Source organism: Duganella sp. SG902 (genome assembly GCF_013376005.1).
GTDB lineage: Bacteria > Pseudomonadota > Gammaproteobacteria > Burkholderiales > Burkholderiaceae_D > Rugamonas.
Window position 1 is genome coordinate 349,775 of record NZ_JABMJK010000004.1, and the last position, 25,369, is coordinate 375,143.

The 25,369-nt window shown below is 63.6% G+C and carries 18 protein-coding genes; 12 read left to right on the top strand and 6 right to left on the bottom strand.

Annotated features, from left to right (window positions below):
• Positions 1–19 precede the first annotated feature (19 nt).
• Positions 20–1,378, top strand: a complete 1,359-nt coding sequence (locus tag FHW83_RS10970; RefSeq protein WP_176646389.1) for a TAXI family TRAP transporter solute-binding subunit — start codon at positions 20–22, stop codon at positions 1,376–1,378.
• Positions 1,379–1,534: 156 nt separating this feature from the next.
• Here the strand turns inward: FHW83_RS10970 and FHW83_RS10975 are convergent, their stop codons facing one another.
• A complete protein-coding gene (locus tag FHW83_RS10975) occupies positions 1,535–1,993 on the bottom strand; it encodes a rhodanese-like domain-containing protein (RefSeq protein WP_176646390.1) in 459 nt (152 codons plus the stop codon).
• Positions 1,994–2,310: 317 nt separating this feature from the next.
• On the opposite strand from FHW83_RS10975, the gene glnA reads away from it, so the two are divergent.
• The 4 genes from glnA to ntrC all read left to right on the top strand — a co-directional run bounded on the left by glnA (position 2,311) and on the right by ntrC (position 6,969).
• Positions 2,311–3,726 carry a type I glutamate--ammonia ligase gene (glnA, locus tag FHW83_RS10980; protein ID WP_176646391.1) on the top strand — a complete coding sequence of 472 codons (1,416 nt, stop codon included), beginning with the start codon at positions 2,311–2,313 and terminating at the stop codon, positions 3,724–3,726.
• Positions 3,727–3,832: 106 nt separating this feature from the next.
• The gene (locus FHW83_RS10985) at positions 3,833–4,324 is read left to right on the top strand and encodes a DUF4124 domain-containing protein (RefSeq protein ID WP_176646392.1); all 492 of its coding nucleotides are present in this window, start codon (positions 3,833–3,835) and stop codon (positions 4,322–4,324) included.
• Positions 4,321–5,433, top strand: a complete 1,113-nt coding sequence (gene glnL / locus FHW83_RS10990) for a nitrogen regulation protein NR(II) (RefSeq protein WP_176646393.1) — start codon at positions 4,321–4,323, stop codon at positions 5,431–5,433. Before FHW83_RS10985 ends, glnL begins: the two co-directional genes overlap by 4 nt.
• Positions 5,434–5,448: 15 nt before the next feature.
• Positions 5,449–6,969: a nitrogen regulation protein NR(I) gene (ntrC, locus tag FHW83_RS10995; RefSeq protein ID WP_176646394.1), complete on the top strand. Its 1,521-nt coding sequence runs from the start codon at positions 5,449–5,451 to the stop codon at positions 6,967–6,969.
• 34 nt (positions 6,970–7,003) lie between these two features.
• Here the strand turns inward: ntrC and FHW83_RS11000 are convergent, their stop codons facing one another.
• Positions 7,004–7,735, bottom strand: coding sequence for an SDR family oxidoreductase (locus FHW83_RS11000; RefSeq protein ID WP_176646395.1), 732 nt, complete (start codon positions 7,733–7,735; stop codon positions 7,004–7,006).
• Between the two features lie 96 nt (positions 7,736–7,831).
• Here FHW83_RS11000 and FHW83_RS11005 point away from each other — a divergent pair, with 96 nt between their 5' ends.
• Positions 7,832–8,749, top strand: coding sequence for an AraC family transcriptional regulator (locus tag FHW83_RS11005; protein ID WP_176646396.1), 918 nt, complete (start codon positions 7,832–7,834; stop codon positions 8,747–8,749).
• Here the strand turns inward: FHW83_RS11005 and FHW83_RS11010 are convergent.
• Positions 8,715–9,662, bottom strand: a complete 948-nt coding sequence (locus tag FHW83_RS11010; RefSeq protein ID WP_176646397.1) for a GlxA family transcriptional regulator — start codon at positions 9,660–9,662, stop codon at positions 8,715–8,717. The two genes, FHW83_RS11005 and FHW83_RS11010, sit on opposite strands and share 35 nt — an antisense overlap.
• A gap of 90 nt (positions 9,663–9,752) precedes the next feature.
• Here FHW83_RS11010 and FHW83_RS11015 point away from each other — a divergent pair, with 90 nt between their 5' ends.
• Positions 9,753–10,538 (top strand): SDR family oxidoreductase, encoded by a 786-nt coding sequence (locus tag FHW83_RS11015; RefSeq protein ID WP_176646398.1) that lies wholly within the window; start codon positions 9,753–9,755, stop codon positions 10,536–10,538.
• A gap of 73 nt (positions 10,539–10,611) precedes the next feature.
• Complete coding sequence (gene corA, locus FHW83_RS11020) at positions 10,612–11,580, top strand: magnesium/cobalt transporter CorA (protein WP_176646399.1); 969 nt, start codon at positions 10,612–10,614, stop codon at positions 11,578–11,580.
• A gap of 52 nt (positions 11,581–11,632) precedes the next feature.
• On the opposite strand, the gene FHW83_RS11025 is transcribed toward corA, so the two are convergent.
• The gene (locus FHW83_RS11025; RefSeq protein WP_176646400.1) at positions 11,633–14,311 is read right to left on the bottom strand and encodes a TonB-dependent receptor; all 2,679 of its coding nucleotides are present in this window, start codon (positions 14,309–14,311) and stop codon (positions 11,633–11,635) included.
• Between the two features lie 316 nt (positions 14,312–14,627).
• Here FHW83_RS11025 and FHW83_RS11030 point away from each other — a divergent pair, with 316 nt between their 5' ends.
• Positions 14,628–15,995, top strand: coding sequence for a sensor histidine kinase (locus tag FHW83_RS11030; protein ID WP_176646401.1), 1,368 nt, complete (start codon positions 14,628–14,630; stop codon positions 15,993–15,995).
• Here FHW83_RS11030 and FHW83_RS11035 read toward each other — a convergent pair.
• A complete protein-coding gene (locus FHW83_RS11035; RefSeq protein ID WP_176646402.1) occupies positions 15,992–17,635 on the bottom strand; it encodes an NAD(P)/FAD-dependent oxidoreductase in 1,644 nt (547 codons plus the stop codon). The genes FHW83_RS11030 and FHW83_RS11035 overlap by 4 nt on opposite strands.
• Positions 17,636–18,486: 851 nt before the next feature.
• Between FHW83_RS11035 and FHW83_RS11040 the strand changes: the two genes are divergently transcribed.
• Positions 18,487–21,417 carry a TonB-dependent receptor domain-containing protein gene (locus tag FHW83_RS11040; RefSeq protein ID WP_176646403.1) on the top strand — a complete coding sequence of 977 codons (2,931 nt, stop codon included), beginning with the start codon at positions 18,487–18,489 and terminating at the stop codon, positions 21,415–21,417.
• A gap of 48 nt (positions 21,418–21,465) precedes the next feature.
• Here the strand turns inward: FHW83_RS11040 and FHW83_RS11045 are convergent, their stop codons facing one another.
• Entirely contained in the window at positions 21,466–22,191 is a 726-nt protein-coding gene (locus FHW83_RS11045; protein WP_176646404.1) for a 16S rRNA (uracil(1498)-N(3))-methyltransferase, read from the bottom strand.
• 121 nt (positions 22,192–22,312) lie between these two features.
• On the opposite strand from FHW83_RS11045, the gene tkt reads away from it, so the two are divergent.
• Both tkt and gap read left to right on the top strand, forming a co-directional pair.
• Entirely contained in the window at positions 22,313–24,307 is a 1,995-nt protein-coding gene (gene tkt / locus FHW83_RS11050) for a transketolase (RefSeq protein WP_176646405.1), read from the top strand.
• A gap of 48 nt (positions 24,308–24,355) precedes the next feature.
• Positions 24,356–25,366 (top strand): type I glyceraldehyde-3-phosphate dehydrogenase, encoded by a 1,011-nt coding sequence (gene gap / locus FHW83_RS11055; protein ID WP_176646406.1) that lies wholly within the window; start codon positions 24,356–24,358, stop codon positions 25,364–25,366.
• Positions 25,367–25,369: the final 3 nt, after the last annotated feature.

Here is a 25,369-nt window from a genome sequence, read left to right on the forward strand (position 1 = left end):
GAAACCTATGCGCCACCACATGTCCAAGATACTCAAGTTCACGCAATTCTCGATTCGTGACCTGATCGTTGCCTCCGCGCCCACTTTGCTGACCATCGTCGGCGTCTGCCTGCTGGCCTACTGGCTGGTGGACCCGGCGCCGCCGCGCACGGTGCGTCTCGGCACCGGCCAGGAAAACTCGGCCTACGAAGATTTCGGCAAGAAGTACGCGGCCGCGCTGGCCAAGCACGGCGTCAAGGTGACCATGGTGCCGTCGGCCGGCTCCAGCGAAAACCTGCGCAACCTGAAGGAGGGCAAGGTCGATATCGCCTTCGTGCAGAGCGGTTCCACCAACGAGGAGGCGGCCGAGCGCGAAGGCCTGTCCTCGCTGGGCAGCCTGTTCGTCGAGCCGCTGTGGCTGTTTCTGCGCGAAGAGAAGGGCAAGCCGCCGATCACGCAATTGACACAACTGCGCGGCAAGAAGATCAACTACGGCCCCAAGGGCGCCGGCTCGCCGCGCCTGTTCCGCCAGATCCTGGAATTGAACGGCGTGGAGAAGGGCGAAGTTGAGCGCTTTTCGCTGGCCAATACGCCCGCCACGGTGGAGTTGCTGGAAGGCCGCATCGACGGTCTGGTGTTCACCTCGGCGCCGGAAGCGCCGCTGATCCAGATGCTGCTGCAAACGCCGGGCATCAAGCTGTTCGACTTCAATCAGGCTGAAGCGTATTCGCGCAAGCTGCCGTTCCTGACCCACGTGGTGCTGCCGCAGGGGATCGTCGACCTGGGCCGCAACCTGCCGGCCGAGGATTACAACCTGATCGCGCCGACCGCCACCCTGGTGGGGCGCGAGGATTTGCATCCGGCGCTGGTGGACTTGTTCGTGCAGGCGGCGGCCGGCATCCACAGCGGCGCCGGCTGGTTCCAACAGCAGGGCCAGTTCCCGTCCGCCAAGTACACCGAGATTCCGGTGGATCCGGAGGCGGCCAAGTTCTACAAGAGCGGCCCGCCGTTCCTGCAGCGCTACATGACCTTCTGGCTGGCCAATTTCTTCGACCGCATGTGGGTGGTGGTGGTGGCGCTGGGAGCGCTGATCCTGCCGCTGTCCAAGGTGATCCCGCCGCTGTACGTGTGGCGCATCCGCTCGCGCGTGTACCGCTGGTATGGCCAGCTGCGGGCGGTGGAGCAAAAGGTGGAGGAGGCGCCGGAAGCGACGCGCATGCAGGTGTACGAGGAGCAGCTCAAGCGCCTCAACGAGATCGAGGAGCTGGTGAACCAGGTGTCGATCCCGCTATCGTTCGCGGATGGCCTGTACGGCTTGCGCAGCCACATCCAGTTCGTGCGCAAGCGCATCCAGTTTCTGATGGGCGAGGCGACAACGACCGAAGCCGCGCCCATCTAAACTTCTGGGTCACTATAAGATCCGTCATTCCCGCGTAGGCGGGAATCCATGCTGAACTGATGACCACGCGCCCTATGGATTCCCGCCTGCGCGGGAATGACGGCGCATCGGTTTGCGGTCAAAAAGGCTTAACTCAGCGGCACTGACCCCGAAGTCTCAAGCGCCGATCCACGGCAGGCCGGCATGGCACCAGCCGTTGACGTTCTTGCGGTGCCCGTGCTCGTCCTTGTCGCCCTCGAAACCTTCCAGGATGTCATAGCAGTGCTGATAACCATGCTCGCTGGCCAGCGTGGCCGCACCACGCGAGCGCACGCCGGAGCGGCACAGGAACAAAATCACCTGGTCCTTGCGCGCCACCGAGTTCAATTGCTCGATAAATTCGTGGTTAGCGACGCCGCCGGGATACACGTTCCATTGCACCGCACCATGTTGGGCCTCCGGAATGGCCACCCGGCCCACCCAGTCACGCTCGGCATTGGTGCGCACGTCGACCAGCTTGACCGCGTTTTCCAGGCTCAGCAACTCGTACGCCTCGGCCGGCGTCACCGCGCCCTGGTACGCCCAGTCCTTGCTGCGGCTGCGGGCGCGCGCCAGAATTTCATCTATTTTGCTCATAAGGTGTTCCCGGAATAAGTTTGAGTTTATTATATGGCGTCCGCGCGAGTCCGCGACACCGATGCACCAAAACCATGCGCTTTTCAGAAAAAATCCTAGAATGCACTCATAAGGTGCAAAATGCGGGATATGCACCAAACGGGTGCGACATTGATCTGCTGTAAATTTGGGCACTTGATACACACTGGTGAATTTTAAAAACAATTTACCTGCGGATTCAAAGACGCTACCCACATATTGATATGAGTTTTCGGGCTGGCACGGATACTGCTTAGATAGGCATCACGAGTTCCACATATTCCCTTTAGGAGATACGCATGGCAATTACGGCCGCAGAAGTTTTGAAAATGGTCCAGGAAAACGAAGTCAAATTCGTTGATTTCCGTTTCGCTGACACCCGTGGCAAAGAACAGCACGTGACCGTGCCTGTGTCGGCCTTCGACATCGACAAGTTCGAATCGGGTCACGCTTTTGACGGTTCCTCGATCGCCGGCTGGAAAGGTATTGAAGCATCGGACATGATTCTGCTGCCGGATCCAAACACCGCGCGCATCGACCCGTTCATGGAAGAGACCACCCTGTTCATGCAGTGCGACGTGATCGAGCCTGCTGACGGCAAAGGCTACGACCGCGACCCACGCTCCATCGCCAAGCGCGCTGAAGCCTACCTGAAATCGTCGGGCATCGGCGACACCGCCTACTTCGGCCCGGAACCAGAATTCTTCATCTTCGACAGCGTGCGCTGGAAGATCGACATGTCCGGCTGCTTCGTCAAAGTGGACTCCGACGAAGCCTCGTGGTCGACCGACAAGGAAATCGAAGGCGGCAACAGCGGCCACCGTCCAACCGTCAAGGGCGGCTACTTCCCAGTGCCTCCAGTGGACAGCTTCCAGGACATGCGTTCGGAAATGTGCCTGATCCTCGAATCGCTGGGCATCCCGGTTGAAGTGCACCACCACGAAGTGGCTGGCGCCGGCCAGAACGAAATCGGCACCAAGTTCTCGACCCTGGTCGAGCGCGCCGACTGGACCCAGAACCTGAAATACGTGGTGCACAACGTGGCCCATAGCTACGGCAAGACCGCCACCTTCATGCCGAAACCTATCGTTGGCGACAACGGTTCGGGCATGCACGTGCACCAGTCGATCTGGAAAGATGGCCAGAACCTGTTCGCCGGCGACGGCTATGCCGGCCTGTCGGAAACCGCGCTGTACTACATCGGCGGTATCATCAAGCACGCCAAGGCGCTGAACGCGATCACCAACCCGGGCACCAACTCGTACAAACGTCTGGTGCCAGGCTTCGAGGCCCCAGTGAAACTGGCGTACTCGGCGAAAAACCGTTCGGCTTCGATCCGTATTCCACACGTGGCCAATCCAAAAGGCCGCCGTATCGAAACCCGCTTCCCAGACCCACTGGCCAACGTGTACCTGTGCTTCGCCGCGCTGCTGATGGCCGGCCTGGACGGTATCCAGAACAAGATCCACCCGGGCGAAGCGGCGTCGAAAGACCTGTACCACCTGCCGCCGGAAGAAGATGCACTGATCCCGACCGTGTGCGCTTCGCTGGAAGAGGCTCTGGACAACCTGAACAAGGACCGCGAGTTCCTGACCCGTGGCGGTGTGTTCACCGACTCCATGATCGATGCCTACATCGAACTGAAGATGCAAGACGTACAACGTATGCGCATGACCACTCACCCTGCTGAGTTCGACATGTACTACTCGCTGTAATCACCTTCCGGTGATGTAGCAAGAAACGCGGGGCAGGCTGTGCTTTCCCCGCGTTTTTATTTGGATGGTATATTCGGGATGGATGCTTTCCACCCACGGATTACGAATGACAACGAGTTGCAAACTGAGCATGTTGCTGGCGCTGCTGGCCTCGGCCGGCGCCGCGCACGGGCAGATTTACAAGTGCCAGCCGCCCGGCGGCAGCGTGGAGTTCACCGACATCAACCGCGGCAGCTATTGCAAGCCGATGGACCTGCCGGGGATGACGGTGCCGGCGCCGCCGCGCCGCGTGGCGCCATCGCCGCGCAACGCGCAGCCGGCGCCGGTGGCGACGCCGGGCGGTTTCCCGCGCGTCGACAGCGCCGAGCAGCGCGCGCGCGACGATGACCGCCGCGGCATCCTCGAAGAGGAACTGAAGAACGAGTTGCAGAAGCTGGCCACCTTGCGCCGCGAGTTCAACAACGGCGAGCCGGAACGGCGCGGCGACGAACGCAACTACGCCAAGTATCAGGAACGGGTGGCCGCCATGCGCGACAGCATCAGCCGCTCGGAGAAAAATGTCGACGCCTTGAAACGTGAGATCGCGAATATCCGATGAGCATAGTCAGTAACATCGCCGCCCGCGCGGCGGCCGCCATCCACCGCCCGCCCGCGCTGGCCGGGCTGGAGCTGCTGGCCTCCGCCGTGGTGCTGCTGGACGGCGAGGGCCGCATCGCCTACGCCAACGCCGCCGCCGAGAACCTGCTGGAAAGCTCGCTCAAGGCGCTGTCGCGCCAGACCCTGAGCGCGCAATTCCTCTATTCCGACGAACTGGAGAACATCTGCGCGCAGGCGCGCGAGCACAAGTTTTCCGACCTGCGCCAGGACCTGACGCTGGAACGCGCCGGCCGCGAGCCGCTGCACGTGCACAGCATCGTGTCGGCGGTGGAGGAGCCCGCCGGCGGGGTGCTGATCGAGCTGCGCGAGAACCAGCAGCACCTCAAGCTGGACCGCGAGGAGCGCATCCTCGACCAGAGCCAGGTCAACAAGGAACTGATCCGCAACCTCGCGCACGAGATCAAGAACCCGCTGGGCGGCATCCGCGGCGCCGCGCAGTTGCTGGAGATGGAGCTGCCGGGCGCGCACGCGGTGCAGCTGCGCGAATACACCCAGGTCATCATCAAGGAGGCGGACCGCCTGCAAACGCTGGTGGACCGGCTGCTGGCGCCGCACCGCCGGCCGCACATCGTCGGCGACGTCAACATCCACGAGGTGCTGGAGCGCGTGCGCAGCCTGATGCTGGCCGAGTTCCCGTCCGGCCTGACCATCCTGCGCGACTACGACGCCTCGATACCGGAGTTCCGCGGCGACAAGGAGCAATTGATTCAGACCGTGCTCAACATCGCGCACAACGCCGCGCAGGCGCTGTCGGCGCAGATCGAGGCCGGCGCCGCGCAGATTGTTTTCAAGACGCGGGTGGCGCGCCAGGTCACGCTGGCCAAGGTCCGCTACGGGCTGGCATTAGACTTGCATATCATTGACAATGGACCGGGTATCGCACCGCAGATCCGCGACCGCATCTTCTACCCGCTGGTATCGGGCAGGGAGGGGGGCAGTGGCCTGGGCTTGACCCTGGCGCAGACCTTCGTGCAACAGCATATGGGTGTGATCGAGTGCGAGAGCCGGCCTGGATTTACGGATTTCCGTATCCTGTTGCCGTTGCCATAGGAATGCACATAAATAATGAAGCCAATCTGGATAGTAGACGACGACGAATCGATCCGCTGGGTACTGGAAAAAGCATTGGCCAGGGAAAACCTGGCGACCAAGAGTTTTGCCAACGCGCGCGACGCCATCGCCGCGCTGGAGTACGAGACGCCGCAGGTGCTGGTGTCCGACATCCGCATGCCGGGCGACTCCGGCCTCGACCTGCTGCAGCTGGTGAAGTCGCGCCTGCCCGGCCTGCCGGTCATCATCATCACCGCCTTCTCCGACCTCGATTCGGCCGTGGCGGCGTTCCAGGGCGGCGCCTTTGAATACCTGGCCAAGCCGTTCGACATCGACAAGGCCGTCGAGCTGATCCGGCGCGCGCTCGATGAAAGCCTGCGCGAGACCAGCGTCGAATCGGGGCCGACCGAGACGCCGGAAATCCTCGGCCAGGCGCCGGCCATGCAGGAGGTGTTCCGCGCCATCGGCCGCCTGTCGCAATCGAACGTGACGGTGCTGATCACCGGCGAGTCCGGTTCGGGCAAGGAACTGGTGGCGCGCGCGCTGCACAAGCACTCGCCGCGCGCGGCGCAGCCCTTCATCGCGCTGAACACGGCGGCCATCCCGAAAGACTTGCTGGAATCCGAACTGTTCGGCCACGAGCGCGGCGCCTTCACCGGCGCCCAGACCACGCGCCGCGGCCGCTTCGAGCAGGCCGAGAACGGCACGCTGTTCCTCGACGAGATCGGCGACATGCCCTTCGATTTGCAGACGCGCCTGCTGCGCGTGCTGTCGGACGGCCACTTCTACCGCGTCGGCGGCCATCAGCCGCTGAAGGCCAACGTGCGCGTGATCACGGCCACGCACCAAAATCTGGAGCAGCGCGTGCGCGACGGCCTGTTCCGCGAGGACTTGTTCCACCGCCTGAACGTGATACGCCTGCGTTTGCCCAGTTTGAGGGAGCGGCGCGAGGACATCCCTATTTTGGTGCGCCACTTCCTGGTGCAAAGCGCCAAGCAGCTGGGCGTGGAGGCCAAGCGCATGAGCGACGCCGCGCTGCAATTCCTGTGCGGCCTGGAGTTGCCCGGCAATGTGCGCCAGCTGGAAAACCTGTGCAACTGGATCACCGTGATGGCGCCGGGCCAGACGGTGGAGATCAAGGATCTGCCGCTGGAACTGTCGCAGGAGCAGGGCGCCGGCGCGGCCGCTGGTTCGTCGTCGGCGCCGGCGGCGTCGATCGCGCCGGCGGAGAGCTACAGCGTGCAGCATCACGGCACGGTCACCGCGGTGGCCGTGCCTGAGCCCGGCATGCATGGCTCAGGCGGGCCGGACGCGTGGCTGGCGTTGCTGGAAACCCAGGCCGCCAGCATGCTCAGCGGTGGTCAGCAGGAAGTGATGGCGGTGCTGGGGCGGCAGTTCGAATCGGCCCTGATCCGCACCGCGCTCAAGCACACGCATGGCCGCAAGAACGACGCGGCGGTGCGCCTCGGCATCGGCCGCAACACCATCACCCGCAAGATCGCCGAACTCGGCATCGACGGCGCCAAGGACGACTAGGCCAGGCGTCGTTCCCGCCCGCGCCGGAACGACGTCAGGCCAGCGCCACGGCGTCGGCGCCGGCGGCGATGCGCTGTGGCGCGTTGCTGTCCGTCGCCGCTTGCCACACCGCTTGCGCCACGTCCAGCGCCGTCGTCACTTCCGCCGTCGACCGCGCCCATCCCGCGAACACGCTTTCGGTCAACGCGCGGTAAGCCTCCGACAAATGCATGCGCTGCTGCGCGTTGGCGCCAAAGCTGGTGGCCGGCGCGCGGCCTGGCAGCACCAGATGCGCGCGGATGTTGAAATGCTTCAGTTCCAGCGCCAGCGACTCCGTGAACGCGTTCACCGCCGCCTTGCTGGCGGTGTACACCGACAGCAGCGGCAGCGGCTTCAAGGTCACGCTGGATGTCACGTTGATCACCACGCCCGCGCGGCGCTCGCGGAATTGCGGCAGCACCGCCTGCGTCATCGCGATGGTGCCCAGCGTATTGGTTTCAAACACTTCGCGCACGGTCGTCATGCTGGCGTCTTCCAGCGCACCCAGCATGCCGATGCCGGCGTTGTTGACCAACACATCGATCGGCCCGGCCGCCTCGATCAGGCGGCGGATGCTGTCAGCGTCGTTCACATCCAGCGGCAGCACGCGCAATCGTTCGGAGCGCGGCAGCGCGTCCTCGCGCGGCGTGCGCATGGTGGCGATGACGTTCCAGTCCCGTTCCAGAAAATAACGCGCGGTTTCCAGGCCAAAGCCAGACGAGCAGCCAGTGATCAGAATGGTTTTCATGCGAACTCCAGTAAAGTGAAAGTGTCACCACTGTAGCTGCCCGACGCAAGACTGAATATAATCAGAAGTCCACGTTTCGTTAGCAAGAGTCCAGGCATGATTGATCCGCTCGCAGAAGTCGTCACGCTGTTGCAGCCGCGTGCGCAGTTCTCCAAAGTCGTCAGCGCGGCCGGCATGTGGCGGGTGCGCCGCTCGCATGCCGGCCAGCCGTTTTACTGCGTGCTGCTGGAGGGCGAGTGCATCCTGACGCTCGACGGCCAGGCGCCGCTGCCTCTGCGGCAAGGTGACTTCGTGCTGATTCCCGAGTCGCACGACTTTTCGATGACCAGCGTGCGGCCACCGCCGCCGCACGCGCTGGACGCCGATCCCGTGCGCTTGCCGCATGGCGAATTCCGCCTTGGCGATACCGAAGGCCCGGCGCAGACCATGCTGCTGGTCGGCCATTGCGCGTTTGATTCGCCCGATGCCGCGCTGCTGGTGTCGCTGCTGCCGCGACTGATCCACATACGCGGCGAGCAACGCCTGTCCACCATTGTGCAACTGGTGGGCGGCGAATCGCGCGCGCAACGGCCAGGTCGTGATGTGGTGCTCGCGCATCTGCTGGAAGTGCTGCTGATCGAGGCGCTGCGCTCCAGCGCCGTCACGGCGGCTTCGCCGGGCCTGTTGCGCGGGCTGGCCGACGAACGGTTGGCACAGGCGCTGCGCCGCATGCATGAAGCGGTCGCCGCGCCATGGACCGTGGCGCAACTGGCGAAAGAGGCGGCGCTGTCGCGCTCGGCATTCTTTGAACGTTTCAGGCGCGCGGTGGGGGTGGCGCCGATGGAGTATTTGCTGTGCTGGCGCATGGCGCAGGCCAAGCGTCTGCTGCGTCTTCAAAACAGCGTCGCGGAAGTGGCTGAGCGGGTCGGTTACGGCTCGGCCAGCGCTTTCAGCGTGGCGTTCACGCGGCACGTCGGCTTGCCGCCCGCGCGCTATGCGCTCACGCCGCCGCCGCCGAGCGCGCCGCCCGCTTGACCGCTTGCGGCGGCACGCCGTAAGCACGAATGAACGCGCGGCGCATGCGCTCCGGATCATCAAAGCCCACTTCGCGGGCCACCACGTCGATGGCGTGGTTGCCATCCTCGATCATCACCCGAGCCGCTTCCACGCGCAGGGTTTCCACCGCTTTCGCCGGCGATTGCCCGGTCTCGAGCCGGAATGAACGCGTGAACTGGCGCCGGCTCAGGTTGGCGGCGTCCGCCAACTCGTCCACCGACAGCGCCTTGCGCAGGTTGCGCTTGGCGTAGGTGAGGGCGTTCTGGATGCGGTCCGATTTCGGCTCCAGTTCCAGCAAGGCCGAGAACTGCGACTGGCCGCCCGTGCGGCGGTGATACACCACCATCTTGCGCGCCACCGCGCGCGCCAGCTCCATGCCATGGTCGGCCTCCACCAGGGCCAGCGCCAGGTCGATGCAGGCGGTCATGCCGGCTGAACTCCAGACACGGCCATCCTCGATGAAAATGCGGTCCTCCTCCACCCGCGCCTTGGGGTGGCGGCGTTGCAGCTCGCGCGCCAGCGCCCAGTGGGTGGTCACGCGGCGGCCATCGAGCAAGCCGGCCTCGGCCAGCTGGAAGGCGCCGGTGCAGATGCTGGCGGTACGGCGCGACGCGCCGCTGGCGTCGCGCAGGAAGTCCACGAACGCCGGCGTGGACGGCAGCACGTCCATGGCGCCGGCCACCATGATGGTGTCGAACGCCGGCGCGCCGAACGGTTGCGTCATCACCGCCACGCCGGCGGAGCTGGCCACCGGGCCGCCGTGCTCGGACAGCATGGTCATCTCGTAGTACGGGCCGCCCGGGATGGCGTTGGCGACCTCGAACACGGTCACCGCCGCCAGGTCGACGATCTGGAAGCCGGGGAAGAGCATTAAACCGATGGTTTTTTTCATGATGGCCTGAAATGAGGTATCTACGTCACATGGGCCTTAGTTTGCGCCGCTACACTGGCCCCTGTCAACTTACTTCAAGGAGCAAACAGCATGAAAACCGCATTGATCACCGGCGCATCCTCGGGCATTGGCGCTATTTACGCCGAGCGGCTGGCCCGCCGCGGCTACGACCTGATCCTGGTGGCGCGCGACGCCGCCAAACTGTCCGCGCTGGCGGCCCGATTGGAGGCCTCGAGCGGCCGCAAGGTCGACACCATCGCGGCCGACCTCGGCGTGCAGGCCGACCTGCGCCGCGTCGAGCAGCGCCTGGCCAGCGACAGCGGCATCGCCATGCTGGTGAATAACGCCGGCCTGGGCGCCGTCAAGTCGCTGGTCGACTCGACGCCGGAGGAACTCGACACGCTGATCAATGTGAACGTCACCGCGCTGACCCGTCTGACCCGCGCCGCCGCGCCGGGCATGGTGGCGCGCGGCGCCGGCGCCATCATCAATATCTCGTCCATCGTCGCACTCAAGCCGGAGTTGCTGAACGGCGTGTATGGCGGCAGCAAGGCCTATGTGCTGGCGCTGAGCCAGTCGCTGCACCACGAGCTGGGCGACAAGGGCGTGCAGGTGCAGGCGGTGCTGCCCGGTGCGATCGCGACGCCGTTCTGGGACCGCGCCGGCCACGCGGTCGACAACCTGCCGGCGGAGTGGGTGATGACGCCGGAAGACCTGGTCGACGCGGCGCTGGCCGGCTTCGACCAGGGCGAGTTGGTGACCGTGCCGTCGCTGCCGGACCTCGATGACTACAATCGCATGGAACAGGCGCGCCACGCCATGGCCGGCAACCTGTCGCGCAACAAGCCGGCCGCGCGCTATGTGACGGCGGCGTAATCCGGCGCAACATCGGTTTGAGGTAAGCTCTTGGCTGACGAAGCCAAGGGCTTTGCTTTTTTATGGAAACCGTATGCTGATTAATTGTGTGGCCTATCAGGATGGCAAGAAACTGGCCGACATTCCGGTCGAAGACATCAGCGAGTATGTCGAGAAGCCGGAGACTTTTGTATGGGTGGCGCTGCGCGACGCCCAGCCGCAGGAACTGGTCGAGATGCAGCATGAATTCGGCCTGCACGAACTGGCGGTGGAGGACGCCAGCCGCGGCCACCAGCGTCCCAAGATCGAGGAATATGGCGATTCGCTGTTCGTGGTGGTGAAGACCATCGAGTGCCGCGACGGCGAGGTGGCGGTGGGGGAGGTCGATATTTTCGTCGGCCAGAATTATGTGCTGTCCTCGCGCGACGGCGGCAGCCAGCAGGGCTTCCTCGGCGTGCGCGCGCGTGCCGAGAAGGAGCCGCACATGCTGCGGCTCGGCCCGGCGTTCGTGCTGTACGCGCTGATGGACGCCGTGGTGGACCGCTACTTCCCGGTGCTCGACATGCTGGAGTCCGAGCTGGAGCGGATCGAGGAGCTGATCTTCACCCAGGGCCGGCAGCGCGACAACATCCAGCGCCTGTATGAGCTCAAGGGCAAGGTGACGGTGGTGCGCCACGTGGTGGGGCCGCTGATGGAGGCGGTGGGCCGGCTGCATGGCGGCCGCGTGCCGTCGATGTGCCAGGAAACCCAGGAATACTTCCGCGACGTGCACGATCACCTGCACCGCATCAGCAGTTCGCTCGACGGCATCCGCGACACCATCGCGACCGCGATCCAGGTCAACCTGTCGATGGTGGCGATCGAGGAGAGCGAGGTGAATAAGCGGTTGGCGGCGTGGGCGGCGATCTTCGCCATCGTGACCGCGTTCGCCGGCTTGTGGGGCATGAATTTCAAATACATGCCGGAGCTCGATTGGAAGTACGGTTATCCGATGGCGATCGCCGTGATGGTGGGCGTGTGCCTCTATCTGCACCGGCGCTTCAAGAAGGCCGGTTGGTTGTAGCGAAAAAAAATCCCGGCCGAAGCCGGGATTTTCATATCAACTTCTGGATTGCTTAGAAGTTGTAGGTGCCACGCACGTACAGGGTACGGCCGACCGGGTCGGTGTAGCGTGGATCGTAGCCAGCCTGGAAGTTGCCGGTCTGGTACGACAGCGGTGGCTGGCGGTCGAAGATGTTACGCACGCCGGCGGTCAGGGTCAGGCCTTCCGAAGCCTTCCACGAACCGTAGCCGTCCCAGGTGGTGTACGACGGCACGCGGTTGGTTGGATCCTGGTCGATATAACCCGACTTGTAGTGCGCCACCAGGCCCGCGCCGACCTTGCCCTGGGTCCAGTTCACGTTGACGTTGTTCTGCCAGCGGAAGATAGGACCGTCGCCCGAGTACACGCCGACCTTCTGGTGCATCGTGTCGCCGACGAAGTTCTGGTACTCGTACTTGTGCACCCAGGTGCCACTGTAGTTGAAGGTGAACGCGCCGTAGTTCTTGGTGCGCAGCTTGTAGGCCGCCGACAGGTCGACACCGTTGGTGTTCACATCGCCCAGGTTCTGGGTGCGCAGGTCGACGTAGCCGCAGGTGATCGGGTTAGGGCATTGCGAACCATCGATCGCCAGGTCGCCCGACGGGTTGCGGTGGTAGTACGAGGCGAAGGTCACCGGATCGGCCAGCACGTCGTAGTCCTGCAGGCTGCCGATCTGCTGCGTCAGGCGGATCGACCAGTAGTCGGCGCTCAGCGACAGGTTGTTGACCGGTTCCCACATCACGCCCACGGTGCCGTTCTTCGAACGTTCAGGCGCCAGCGCGGTGTTGCCGCCGTTCAGCACCTGGAACTGCTGCGAGCAGTTGGCCGAGGCCGACTTGCCGGGGATCGGGTTGCCGCCCGGGCAGTTGATCGGGTCGTCCAGGGTGTTGGCCGAGTTGGTGTACGAGTTGGCCGAGTGCAGCTCGTACAGCGACGGCGCGCGGAAGCCCTTCGAGTACGAACCGCGGAACAGCAGCTCTTTCACCGGACGGAAGGTGAAGGCGAACTTCGGATTGGTGGTGTGGCCGAAGTCGCTGTACTTGTCGTAGCGGAAGGCGGCGGTGATGTCCAGGTTCTTCAGCACCGGCACGTTCAGCTCCGAATAGAAGGCCGACACGTTGCGGCTGCCTTCCTGCAGCAGGCCGGGATCGATACCGGTCGAGGCCACCACTTTCTGGGCGAACTCGGCGTTGGCGGCGTCGTGGAATTCCTGGTGCTCGTACTGCGCGCCGACGGCCAGCGCGGCCTGGTGGCCGGTGTTCAGCCAGTCGCCGACTTCACGGCTCAGCTTCAGGTCGGCCGACTTGTTGGTGCCTTTCGAGTTGCGCTCGTTGCCGCTCAGGGCGGCGCTGTTCAGCAGCGCGGTGCCGGCGGCGCTCTGCTCGCCGAAGGTGTTGATCACGCCTTCCAGCACGCCCTTGGTGATGATGTTGCCATCGCTGTAGCCGTACAGGTTCTGGGTGACTTTGTTTTCGTTGTACGAGACGGCGGTCTCGTAATCCCAGCCTGCCACCACGCCCTTGAGCGACACCACCAGGCGTTGCTGCTTGTTGATGTTCTCGTCGGCGCGCGCGCCGTTCGGCATGTCGCGCCAGCGGGCGGTCACGAAGCCGGGCTGCACGCCAGGGGTGATCGAACCGGCCAGGTCCATGTAGGTCGGGTCGAGGCCGGCGGCGCTCGGGTAGTACGGGTTCGGCGTGCCGTCCGGACGCAGGCGGTTGATGTACAGGCCGCCGTATGGCACCGGCGCGATCTGGGTTTCGACCTTGCTCTCGGTCGACAGCAGTTCGATGCCCAGCTCGTGGTTTTCATTGATCTTGAAGGTGCCCTTGACCAGGCCGGTGGTGCGCTCGCTCTTCGGCACGTAGTCCACGAAGGACGAGGTGGTCATCTGGCACAGGCCGTTCTTGCCCTTGACCAGGAACACGCCGTTGGTGCAGTCCGGACCGGCCGGGTTGCCCGACAGGTTGCCCTGCGCCCAGTTGGCCGGATAGGTCGACGACGACAGGCCGCCGGCGTAGCGGGTGTTGTAGTCGCGCTGGGTGCCGCCGACGCGGCCCTGTTCCTGGTGGTCGACCATGGCGAAGATGTTGAAGCCGTTCTTGTCCAGGTCGCCCCAGCCGTAGCCGGCGTTGAAGTTGCTGGCCGCGCCGCCTTCCTTCTCCGGGCTGTCGGCGCCGAGGGTGACGGTGCCGCCCTGGAAGTCCTTCTTGGTGATGAAGTTGATCACGCCGCCGACGGCGTCCGAGCCGTACAGCGAGGAGGCGCCGTCACGCAGCACTTCCACGCGCTCCAGCGCGGCGAAAGGAATCATGTTCAGGTCGGGGGCCGAGCTGTCGATGGCGTTGTTGGCCAGGCGGCGGCCGTTCAGCAGCACCAGGGTCTTGTTCTGGCCGATGCCGCGCAGGTCGGCGAACGACGAGCCGCCGGTGCCGGAACCGACGGTCTGGCTGGTGCCCTGCTGCGATTGCGACACGCTCAGGCTGGCCATCACTTGCTCGATGGTGGTGATGCCTTCCTTCTTCAGGTCTTCGACCTTGACCACGGTGACCGGCACGGCGGTTTCAGCGTCGATACGCTTGATTGCCGAACCGGTAATTTCCACGCGCTGGATCGGCGCGTCTTGGGCGAATGCCGGTTGTGCCAGCATCATTGCGGCGCTGCCCGCGAACATCACGCGCAGCGAACGCGACAAAACAGTTTCCATCATCATTGATCAACTCCTTGGGGGTGTCACTTGTTACTTTATTATCGAAACTTACACTATGAATAATCTATAAGTGAAATTATTCAGGGCGAGTCATCAGACCACTTGGGGCCGCGCGAGGTCAATTCCCGGTCTGTAACAACATTGAAATAAACAACACTTCCTGCGGTTTTTGCCGAAAAAACGGCGTTTCTTACACAAAAATACAAATATTTAGACTTTTTATGGCTAAAACATGCTAGGTCATATGCGAACATTCAACCATGTTCACACCGAAAAATAACGATACAATGGGCAAGTCTTAGCGACCCTGGAGCCAGGTATGAGCGAGCAGAAACAGGCGGCGCCGCTGTTCGATGCGGCCGATGGACGAACGTTGGCCGAGGCCGCGCTGCGTTCGATTACGGCCTCGACCTCGCGCGCGCGCGGCGCGGACTTCCTGCGCATCCTGGTGCGCGACCTGGCGCAGGCGCTGGACGTGACCTACGTGATCATCGGCCGCGTCATCACCATGGTCGACGGCGACGAGGGCATCCGCACACTGGCGGTGTGGGCCGGCCAGGATTACCTGCCCAACATGGAATACAGCCTGCGCCACACGCCCTGCCAGAACGTGGCCGAGCAGTGCATGTGCTTCCACCCCAGCGGCATCCAGGCCGACTACCCTCAGGACACGCTGCTGGTCGAGATGCGGGCCGAGAGCTACGTCGGCATGCCGATGACCGACACCGAGGGGCAGACGCTGGGCATCCTGTCGGCCATCGACACCAAGCCGATGGCGGAGGACAAGCGCCTGCTGGCGCTGTCGCTGCTGTCGATCTTCGCCGCGCGCTGCGCGGCCGAGCTGCAGCACCAGGAGCGCGAGCAGCAGCTGGAGGCCAAGATCCAGCGTCGCACCGAGGCGCTGCTGACGGCGCAGGCGACGCTGGTGGAGCAGGAGAAGATGGTGGCGCTGGGCGCGCTGGTGGCGGGCGTGGCGCACGAGGTCAACACGCCGATCGGGGTGGCGGTGACGGCCGCCTCCACCATGGTCAGCTATGCCGAGGACTTGCTCAAATGCGTCAACGGCGAGCGCGTCAGCCGCTCCGAGCTGCAGGCGCTGGGGCAGCGCCTGAGCGAGGGCGCGCTGCTGATCGAGCGCAACCTCGCGCGCGCGGCCGACCTGATCGGCAACTTCAAGCAGCTGGCGGTGGACCAGGGCAGCGAGCACGTCACCGAGATCAGCCTGCGCGAGCACGCGCTGGGCGTGGTGAGCGCGCACGGCCCGGAGTTGCGCAAGGTGGGCCTGAGCGTCGACGTCGAGATCGCGCCCGAGCTGCGCACCCGGCTCGACGCCGGGCGCTGGTCGCAGGTGCTGTCCAACCTGCTGATGAACGCGGCCAAGCACGGCTATCCGAACGGCGGCCCGGGGCGCATCACGTTGGCCGCGCGCATGGCGCTGGAGAACGGCGCGCGCTGGCTGTTGCTGGAGTTCGCCGACGACGGCGTGGGCTTGACGGCGGAGGCGCGCGAGCGCGTGTTTGAACCGTTCTTCACCACCAAGCGCGGGCAGGGCGGTTCGGGACTGGGCATGCACATCGTCTACACGATCGTGCACCAGATGGGTGGGCAGGTCGCGGTGGCGGCCACCGCGCCCGGCGCCGGCTGCCGCATCAAGCTGCGGCTGCCGGTGCGGGATGGCAAGGCTTAAGCCCGCTGTTGTTGCTCGGCCAGCGACAGCGCCACCGCCTCCGCCACCTTGATGCCGTCCACGCCGGCCGACAGGATGCCGCCCGCGTAGCCGGCCCCTTCGCCGGCCGGGAACAGGCCCTTGGTGTTGAGGCTTTGCAGCGTATCGTCGCGGCGCTTGATGCGGATCGGCGACGAGGTGCGCGTCTCCAGCCCGGTCAGCACGGCGTCGTGCTTGAAGTAGCCCTTGATCTGCTTGTCGAAGGCGGGGAAGGCTTCGCGCAGCGCGGTCACGGCGAACTCCGGCAGGATCCGCGCCAGGTCGGTCAGGGTGATGCCCGGCTTGTAGGACGGGATCACCGCGCCAAACTCGGTCGAGGCCTTGCCGGCCACGAAGTCGCCCATCAGCTGGCCCGGGGCGTTGTAGGTGCCGCCGCCGAGCTTGAAGGCCTTCTCTTCGAGGTCGCGCTGGAACGCCACCCCGGCCAGCGGATGCCCGGGGTAGTCGACTTCCGGCGAGATGCTGACCACGATAGCGCTGTTGGCGTTGCGCTCGTTGCGCGAGTACTGGCTCATGCCGTTGGTGACCACGCGACCCGGCTCGGACGCGGCAGCCACCACCGTGCCGCCCGGGCACATGCAGAAGCTGTACACCGCGCGGCCGTTGGAGGCGTGGTGCACCAGCTTGTAGTCGGCCGCGCCCAGGAGCGGGTGGCCGGCGTTGGGGCCGAAGCGGCAGGCGTCGATCAGCGATTGCGGGTGCTCGACGCGGAAGCCGATCGAGAACGGCTTGGCCTCGATGTAGACGCCGCGCTCGTACAGCATCTCGAAGGTGTCGCGCGCGCTGTGGCCGATGGCCAGGATCACGTGGTTGGTGACGATTTTCTCGCCGCTTTCCAGCATGATGCCGCGCACCTGGCGGCCGTCGGCGGATTCCTCGATATCGATGTCGGTCACCTTGCTCTCGAAGCGGTACTCGCCGCCCAGCGCCTCGATGGTTTCGCGCATCGACTCCACCATCTTCACCAGGCGGAAGGTGCCGATGTGCGGCTTGCTGACGTAGATGATTTCCTCCGGCGCGCCGGCCTTGACGAACTCGGTCAGCACCTTGCGGCCGTAGTGTTTGGGATCCTTGATCTGGCTGTACAGCTTGCCGTCCGAGAAGGTGCCGGCGCCGCCCTCGCCGAACTGCACGTTCGATTCCGGATTGAGCTTGCGCTGGCGCCAGAAGCCGAAGGTGTCGACCGTGCGTTCGCGCACGATCTTGCCGCGTTCGACGATGATGGGGCGCAGGCCCATCTGCGCCAGGATCAGCGCGGCCAGCAGGCCGCACGGGCCGATGCCGATCACCACCGGACGCTGGAAGTCCGGATGGGCGGCCAGGGCCTGGCCGTCGGCCACGAATTTATACGTGGTGTCCGGCGACGGCATGATGTGCACGTCGTGGTGGTGTTTTTGCAGCACGGCCGCTTCGTTATTGAGCGCGATATCGAGCGAATAGATCAGGACGATAGCGCTTTTCTTGCGGGCGTCGTAGCTGCGTTTATAAACGGTAAAGCCGAGCAGGTCGGCGGCCGGGATGCCGAGGCGCGCGATGATGGCGGCCGGCAGTTCGTCTTCCGTGTGGTTCAGCGGAAGCTTGAGTTCATTCAGTCTCAACATGGTGGATTTCCAGCAGGTGACAGGGCTCCGTAGCTAGCGGAGAGCGATGCGGCGAGCAGCCGCAGGCGTTATTTTACCTCCACTGCGGGTCTCCAGTCTAACCGGCCAGGGGTATTAAGAATGACCATGCGCCGATTAATTCACATTCAAATAGTCATTCAATAAAAATATAAAATAATTTATAAAATGAAAACCACCCAGGCATATGCACCAAATAGTTCAGTGATGCACTAAATTTGTGCGTTGCAGAAATACAACGTTGGTGCTTGCGGGCAACTTTTCACGCGTTCCCGTTTTCGGGCTCGACAGGTGCGGCAAGTGTGCTTTTATGCTCAAAATGACACACTCGTAATGATGCGCCGCACAAATATTGAGCTTCAGTCAATTTTTTACTGGAAATATAAATACAGGAATTTGCGCGTTTTGCCGATATTTTATTTGCTTTAAAACGATTTAACTCAGATAAAAGTATTGTTACATCTTGAATTAATTGATGGGTGATGAAATTTGCTGCATGGCAGCATAAATTGGTTCATAAACTGCTTGCATTGTTGCGGAGGATGGTCTTCGTTGTTTTCGTGAAACATTGCTTCACTTTGGTTGACAGTTTCGGCAGGCCAATGGTTTCATGCAGTGCGCCTGCAAATCACGATTTTGCCAGGTGTTAATAAGCGAGATTCAGCACCCTGATAATCCCAGAGGCCACCCGGCCCCAAGGCAATATCAATCTCAGGTTAAAAGAATCCTTCAGGCTAACCACATTTAATAAGCCCGGTTTTTTAAATAAAAACCGGGCTTATGGTTGGTTGGGTTTCTCCCCGCCACGGGAGTTCAATAATGGGAGTTTTACAATGATTCAAGAGAAAATCCTTTCGCAGACCCTGCGTTCGGTATTCGCGGGCTCCATGCTGGTCGGTATGACCGCCATGATGCACAACGCGATGGCACAAGACGCCGCGCCGCAAAAGATCGAGTCGGTGCAGATCACCGGTACCCGCATCACCACCCCGGGCACCACCTCGACCAGCCCGATTTCGTCGGTCAGCGCCGAGGAAATCAAAGCCTCGCAGCCTGCCGCTGTGGAAGAATTCATCAAGACCCTGCCAGTGGCCATGCCGAGCATCGGTTCCGGCACCAACAACGGCACCTCCGGCGCCGCCACCATCGACCTGCGCGGCCTGGGCCCGAACCGTACCCTGGTGCTGATCAACGGCCGCCGCATGGTACCGTTCAACCTGGACGGCACGGTCGACACCAACACCATTCCAATCGCTCTGCTGAGCCGCGTTGACCTGCTGACCGGTGGCGCATCCGTGGCCTACGGTGCCGACGCGGTGGCCGGTGTGGTCAACTTCAACCTGAAGAAAAACTTCAGCGGTTTCGACGCCACCACTTCCTACGGCGGCACCACCAACGATCACGACGCCAAGAAAAAGCGCACCGACATCACCATGGGCGCCAACCTGGACGACGGCCGCGGCAACGTGGTGCTGAGCATTGGCAAGACCAATGTCGACCCGCTGCGCCAGGGCGCCCGCCCGTACGGCGTCACCTCGCTGAGCTCGACCACCGGCAAGCCAAGCGGCTCGAACACCACCATCCCGACCGGCATCGCTGTGACCAAAGGCGCGGGCGGTACCGACACTCTGTCGGGCAACTGGCAGATGGACCCGGCCAGTGGCAAGCTGGTGTCGCCGCTGGTGCCTTACAACACCAACCCGCTGAACTACTACCAGACCGGTCTGGATCGTACCCAGGCGACCTCGCTGGCAAGCTACAAGATCAACGACAAAGTTGAAGCGTATGCCGAGGTGTTCTACACCAACAGCAAAGTCTCGTCGACCCTGGCTGAATCGGGCACCTTCGGCAATGTGTTCCAAGTGCCTATCGGTAACCCGTTTATTCCGGATCCGGCCCGTCAGCAGATCTGCGCGCGCGCCGGCATCACCGCCGCCAACTGCGTTGCCGGCAATACCACCCTGGTGCCGATGACCATCAATCGCCGCTTTGTGGAAATGGGCCCGCGTCTGAACGACTTCAGCAACAGCACCCTGCAGTACACGCTGGGCGCGCGCGGCGATCTGGCGTTCGACTGGACCTACGACGTGAACTGGACCCGCGGCAAGGCCGACCAGACCCAGGTGCGCGGCAACTGGGGTTCGCTGTCGAAAGTGGGCCAGGCGCTGAACTATGTGGGCGGCACCAAGTGCGTATCCGACACCAACGGCTGCGTGCCGCTGAATGTGTTCGGCGCCGCCGGCAGCATCACGCCGGCCATGATCGGCTTCATCAACGAAGGCGCGATCCTGCTGCAAAACGTACAGCAGGACGTGGGTTCGGTCTCCTTCGCTGGCGATCTGGGCAACAAGTTCGTTTCCCCATGGGCCGGCCAGCCGATCACCATGGCGATCACCGCCGAGGAACGCAAGGTTGTCGCCGGCACCCAGTCGGACGCCGCCTCGCAGATCCAGGGCGAAGTGTTGGGCACCGGCGCGCCGACCCCGGACCGCTCGGGCCACTTCCGCCTGCGCGAGCTGGCGATCGAATCGCAGGTTCCGCTGATCAAGGACAAGCCGTTCGTGCGCGCCCTGAATGCTGACCTGGGCTACCGCGAGACCGAGTTCAAGTCGGGCGACGCCGCTTCGATCAATTACAGCAGCTGGAAAATCGGCGCCGAGTGGGAACCGGTCAAGACCATCCGCTTCCGCGGCATGGTGCAAAAGGCTACCCGCGCGCCGAACGTGAACGAACTGTTCGCACCGCTGGTGACCGGCCTGTCGAACCAGGCGGTGGATCCTTGCCAGAAGGGCGGCAGCGCGGTGCCTTCGCAAGCCAATACGCCGGGCACCCTGGCTAACCTGTGCCGTCTGACCGGTGTGCCGGCTGGCGAAATCGGTTCGCTGGCACAACCATCGTCGGGCCAGATCAACCGTCTGTCGGGCGGCAATCCGGACCTGGGGCCTGAAACCGCCAAGACCAAGACCCTGGGCTTCGTCTGGGAGCCGCTGCCGAAGCTGGCGATCTCGCTGGACTACTACAAGATCACCATCGCCAATGCGATCTCGCGTCCAAGCACGACCGATATTACGGATGACTGCTACAACAACAATCCGACCTACGCCTTCAACGCCTCGTGCGCGCAGATCGGCCGTAACCCTGCCAACGGTACCTTCAACGGTGTGGATTCGAAGGGTGTATTCACCCCACTCACCAACTCGGGCCACCAGGAAACCAGCGGTTTCGACCTGAACGTGAACTACAAGCTGCAGGCCAAGCAGATCAACCTGGATCCGAAGTACGGTAACTTCGACCTGGGCTTCGCCTTCAACCAGGTGCAGAGCTTCGAGTTCCAGCCTTCGCCGATCTCGATCAACCGTAATTGCCTGGGTTACTACTCGGTGGCTTGCGGTGACGTCGCCAACTCGCCGGTATATAAGCGCAAGTTCAGCCAGCGCACCACCTGGAACGTCGGTGATTTCTCGGTCGGCTACAACTGGCGTTACGTGAGCGCGGTGGATATCGAACCGCTGGCACTGAAGAACACCGCCTTCCTGCCGCAGTTCTCGCACATTGCAGCGTACAACTACGTGGATCTGTCGGGTGTGTATAACTACTCGAAGAACCTGCGCTTCAACGTCAGCGTGAACAACCTGGCTAACAAGAAACCTCCGATCGTGGGCGGCACCATCGCCACCACTGCTATGGACAGCGGCAACACCTTCCCGCAATCCTACGACGCGGTCGGTCGTTACATCACCTTCGGCGCCAGCCTGAAGTTCTGATCGGCTTAGGCTGATATCACAATGGCGGACTACGGTCCGCCATTTTTTTTACATGCCGTTCCAGGCCGCGCTCAGCATGGCCACGGCGGCCAGGGCGGCGGTTTCGGTGCGCAGGATGCGCGGACCCATGGCCAGCGGCAGGGCGCCGTGGCGGATCGCCAGCTCTTCTTCCTGATCGCTGAGGCCGCCCTCGGGGCCGACCACCAGCGTCACCGCCTGCGGCGGCTGGTGGCGCGCCCATTCGGCCAGCGACTGCCCGGCGCGCGGCGTCAGGATGACGCGGCGGTGCAGGTCTTGCTGGGTGATCCAATTTTTATAGTCTTGCGGCGGCGCCAGCTGGGCCAGCCGGTTGCGCCCGCTCTGCTCGGACGCCGAGACGATGATGCCGCGCCAGTGCTCCAGCTTTTTTTCGGCCCGCTCGGCGGATAACTTCACCACGCAGCGCTGCGTCGCCAGCGGCTGGAAGCCCGACACGCCCAGTTCGATGGCCTTTTCGATGATCCAGTCCATCTTGGTGCCCTCGGGCAGGGCCTGCGCCAGCGTCACGGCGAACGGCAGCTCGACCTCGCGCGGCGTGTGCGCCTTGACCTCGGCGCTGGCGCTGCGGCGGCCGATCTCGCTCAGGCTGGCGGTGTATTCGCCGCCCTCGCCGTTGAACAGGGTGATCAGCTCGCCCGGCGCCAGGCGCAGCACCTGCACATGGTGGGCGACCGCGTCGGGCAGGGCGACAATGGCGCCGATGGCCAGCGGCTGGGGGCAAAAGAAGCGGGGCATAACGTGGTGTCCGGATAAGTAGAGCTGCAATTTTAAATGGTGGCTGCCATCGTCTGGTAAAATAATGGGCTCTGCAAGCTCCGCCCTTGCGCCCAGTTTCCATACTTCCGTGATATCAACGATGACTTCTACGCTCCCCACCACCCAAATGGCTAACGCGATCCGCGCGCTGGCAATGGACGCCGTCCAGAAGGCCAACTCCGGCCACCCAGGCATGCCGATGGGCATGGCCGAAATCGCCGTGGCGCTGTGGTCCGGCCATTACAGCCACAACCCGGCCAATCCGAAATGGGTGAACCGCGACCGCTTCCTGCTGTCGAACGGCCACGGCTCGATGCTGCACTACGCGCTGCTGCACCTGGCCGGCTATGCGGTGAGCATGGACGACATCAAGGCCTTCCGCCAGATGCACTCGAAGACCCCGGGCCACCCGGAAGTCGGCTACACCCCGGGCGTGGAAACCACCACCGGCCCGCTGGGCCAGGGCATCGCCAACGCGGTCGGCATGGCGCTGGCCGAATGGCTGCTGGCGAGCGAATTCAACAAGCCGGGCCTGGACGTGGTCGACCACTACACCTACGCCTTCGTCGGCGACGGCTGCCTGATGGAAGGCATCTCGCACGAGGCGTGCGCGCTGGCCGGCACCCTGGGCCTGAAAAAACTGATCGCCCTGTACGACGACAACGGCATCTCGATCGACGGCAAGGTCGAGGGCTGGTTCACCGACGACACCCCGGCCCGCTTTGAGGCCTACGGCTGGAACGTGATCCGCGCGGTGGACGGCCACGACGTGGCCGCCGTCTCGGCCGCCATCGCCGCCGCCAAGAAGGCGGACAAGCCGACCCTGATCTGCTGCAAGACCATCATCGGCAAGGGCTCGCCGAACCTGCAAGGCGGCGACAAGGTGCACGGCGCCGCGCTGGGCGAGAAGGAAGTGGCCGCCGTGCGCGAGTACATCGGCTGGAGCGCCGCCCCGTTCGAGATCCCGGCCGACATCTACGCCGCCTGGGATGCCAAGGCCGCCGGTGCCAAGCAGGAAGCCGAGTGGGCCGCCAAGTTCGCCGAATACACGGCCAAATACCCGGCCGAAGCCGCGGAGCTGACCCGCCGCATGGCCGGCGAGCTGCCGGGCGCGTTTGAAGCGGCGCTGGCCGCCGGCATCGCCTCGACCGTCGAGAAGAAGGAAAACATCGCCACCCGCAAGGCCAGCCAGAACGCCATCCAGGCGCTGGCGCCGGTGCTGCCGGAATTCCTGGGCGGCTCGGCCGACCTGACCGGCTCCAACCTGACCAACTGGAAGGAAATCGTGCCGGTGCGCTCGGGCCAGCCGGGCAACCACATCAACTACGGCGTGCGCGAGTTCGGCATGTCGGCGATCATGAACGGCGTCGCCCTGCACGGCGGCTACATCCCGTTCGGCGCCACCTTCCTGACCTTCGCCGACTACAGCCGCAACGCGCTGCGCATGGCCGCGCTGATGAAGCAGCGTTCGATCTTCGTGTTCACCCACGACTCGATCGGCCTGGGCGAGGACGGCCCGACCCACCAGTCGGTCGAGCACGTGTCGTCGCTGCGCCTGATCCCCAACCTGGACAACTGGCGTCCGTGCGACACCACCGAGTCGATGGTGGCGTGGGGCGCGGCGGTCCAGCGCAAGGATGGCCCGTCGACCCTGATCTTCTCGCGCCAGAACCTGCCGTTCCAGGAACGCAGCGAGGCGCAGATCGCCGACATCAAGCGCGGCGGCTATGTGCTGCGCGAGGCGGCCGACGCCAAGGTCACCCTGATCGCCACCGGTTCCGAGATCGAGCTGGCGCAGGCCGCCGCCTCGGCGCTGGCCGCCGAGGGCATCGTGGCGCGCGTGGTGTCGATGCCGTCGACCGATGTATTTGACCGTCAGGACGCCGCCTACAAGGCCAGCGTGCTGACCAAGGGCGTGCCCCGTGTGGCAATCGAAGCCGGCGTGACCGATTTCTGGTACAAATACGTCGGTCTGGAAGGCGCTGTTGTCGGCATCGATACCTTCGGTGAGTCGGCTCCCGCAGGCGTGCTGTTCAAGCACTTCGGCTTCACCGTCGAAAACGTCGTGGCGAAAGTCAAAGCTGTCATTGCTTAATCTATAATTGCTGGTTGCATTAACAATATTTTTAATCAGGAGCAAAGTATGACGATCAAAGTTGCAATCAACGGCTATGGCCGTATCGGCCGTAATGTGCTGCGCGCTTTCTACGAAGGCGGCAAGAAACAAGACATCCAGATCGTGGCCATCAACGATCTGGGCGACGCCAAGGCCAACGCCCACCTGACCCGCTACGACACCGCCCACGGCAAGTTCCCTGGCACCGTGGAAGTGGACGGCGACAACATGATCGTGAACGGCGACGTGATCCGCGTGTTCGCGCAGCGCAATCCGGCTGAAATCCCATGGGGCGACCTGGGCGTGGACGTGGTGCTGGAGTGCACCGGCTTCTTCACCACCAAGGAAAAAGCCTCGGCCCATCTGAAGGGCGGCGCCAAGAAGGTGATCATCTCGGCCCCGGGCGGCAAGGACGTGGACGCGACCATCGTGTACGGCGTCAACCACGGCGTGCTGAAAGCCTCGGACACCGTGATCTCGAACGCCTCGTGCACCACCAACTGCCTGGCCCCGCTGGTCAAGCCGCTGAACGACGCCATCGGCCTGGAAAACGGCCTGATGACCACCGTGCACGCCTACACCAACGACCAGGTGCTGACCGACGTCATGCACGAAGACCTGCGCCGCGCCCGTTCGGCCACCCAGTCGATGATCCCGACCAAGACCGGCGCCGCCGCCGCGGTCGGCCTGGTGCTGCCGGAGCTGAACGGCAAGCTGGACGGTTACGCCATCCGCGTGCCGACCATCAACGTCTCGATCGTTGACCTGTCGTTCATCGCCAAGCGTGACACCACCGTGGATGAAATCAACGCCCTGATGAAGGCCGCTGCCGAAGGCCCGCTGAAAGGCGTGCTGACCTACAACACCGAACCACTGGTGTCGGTCGACTTCAACCACAACCCGGCCTCGTCGAACTTCGACGCCACCCTGACCAAAGTGTCGGGCCGCCTGGTGAAAGTCTCGTCGTGGTACGACAACGAGTGGGGCTTCTCCAACCGTATGCTGGACACCACCGTGGCACTGATGAGCGCCAAGTAATCC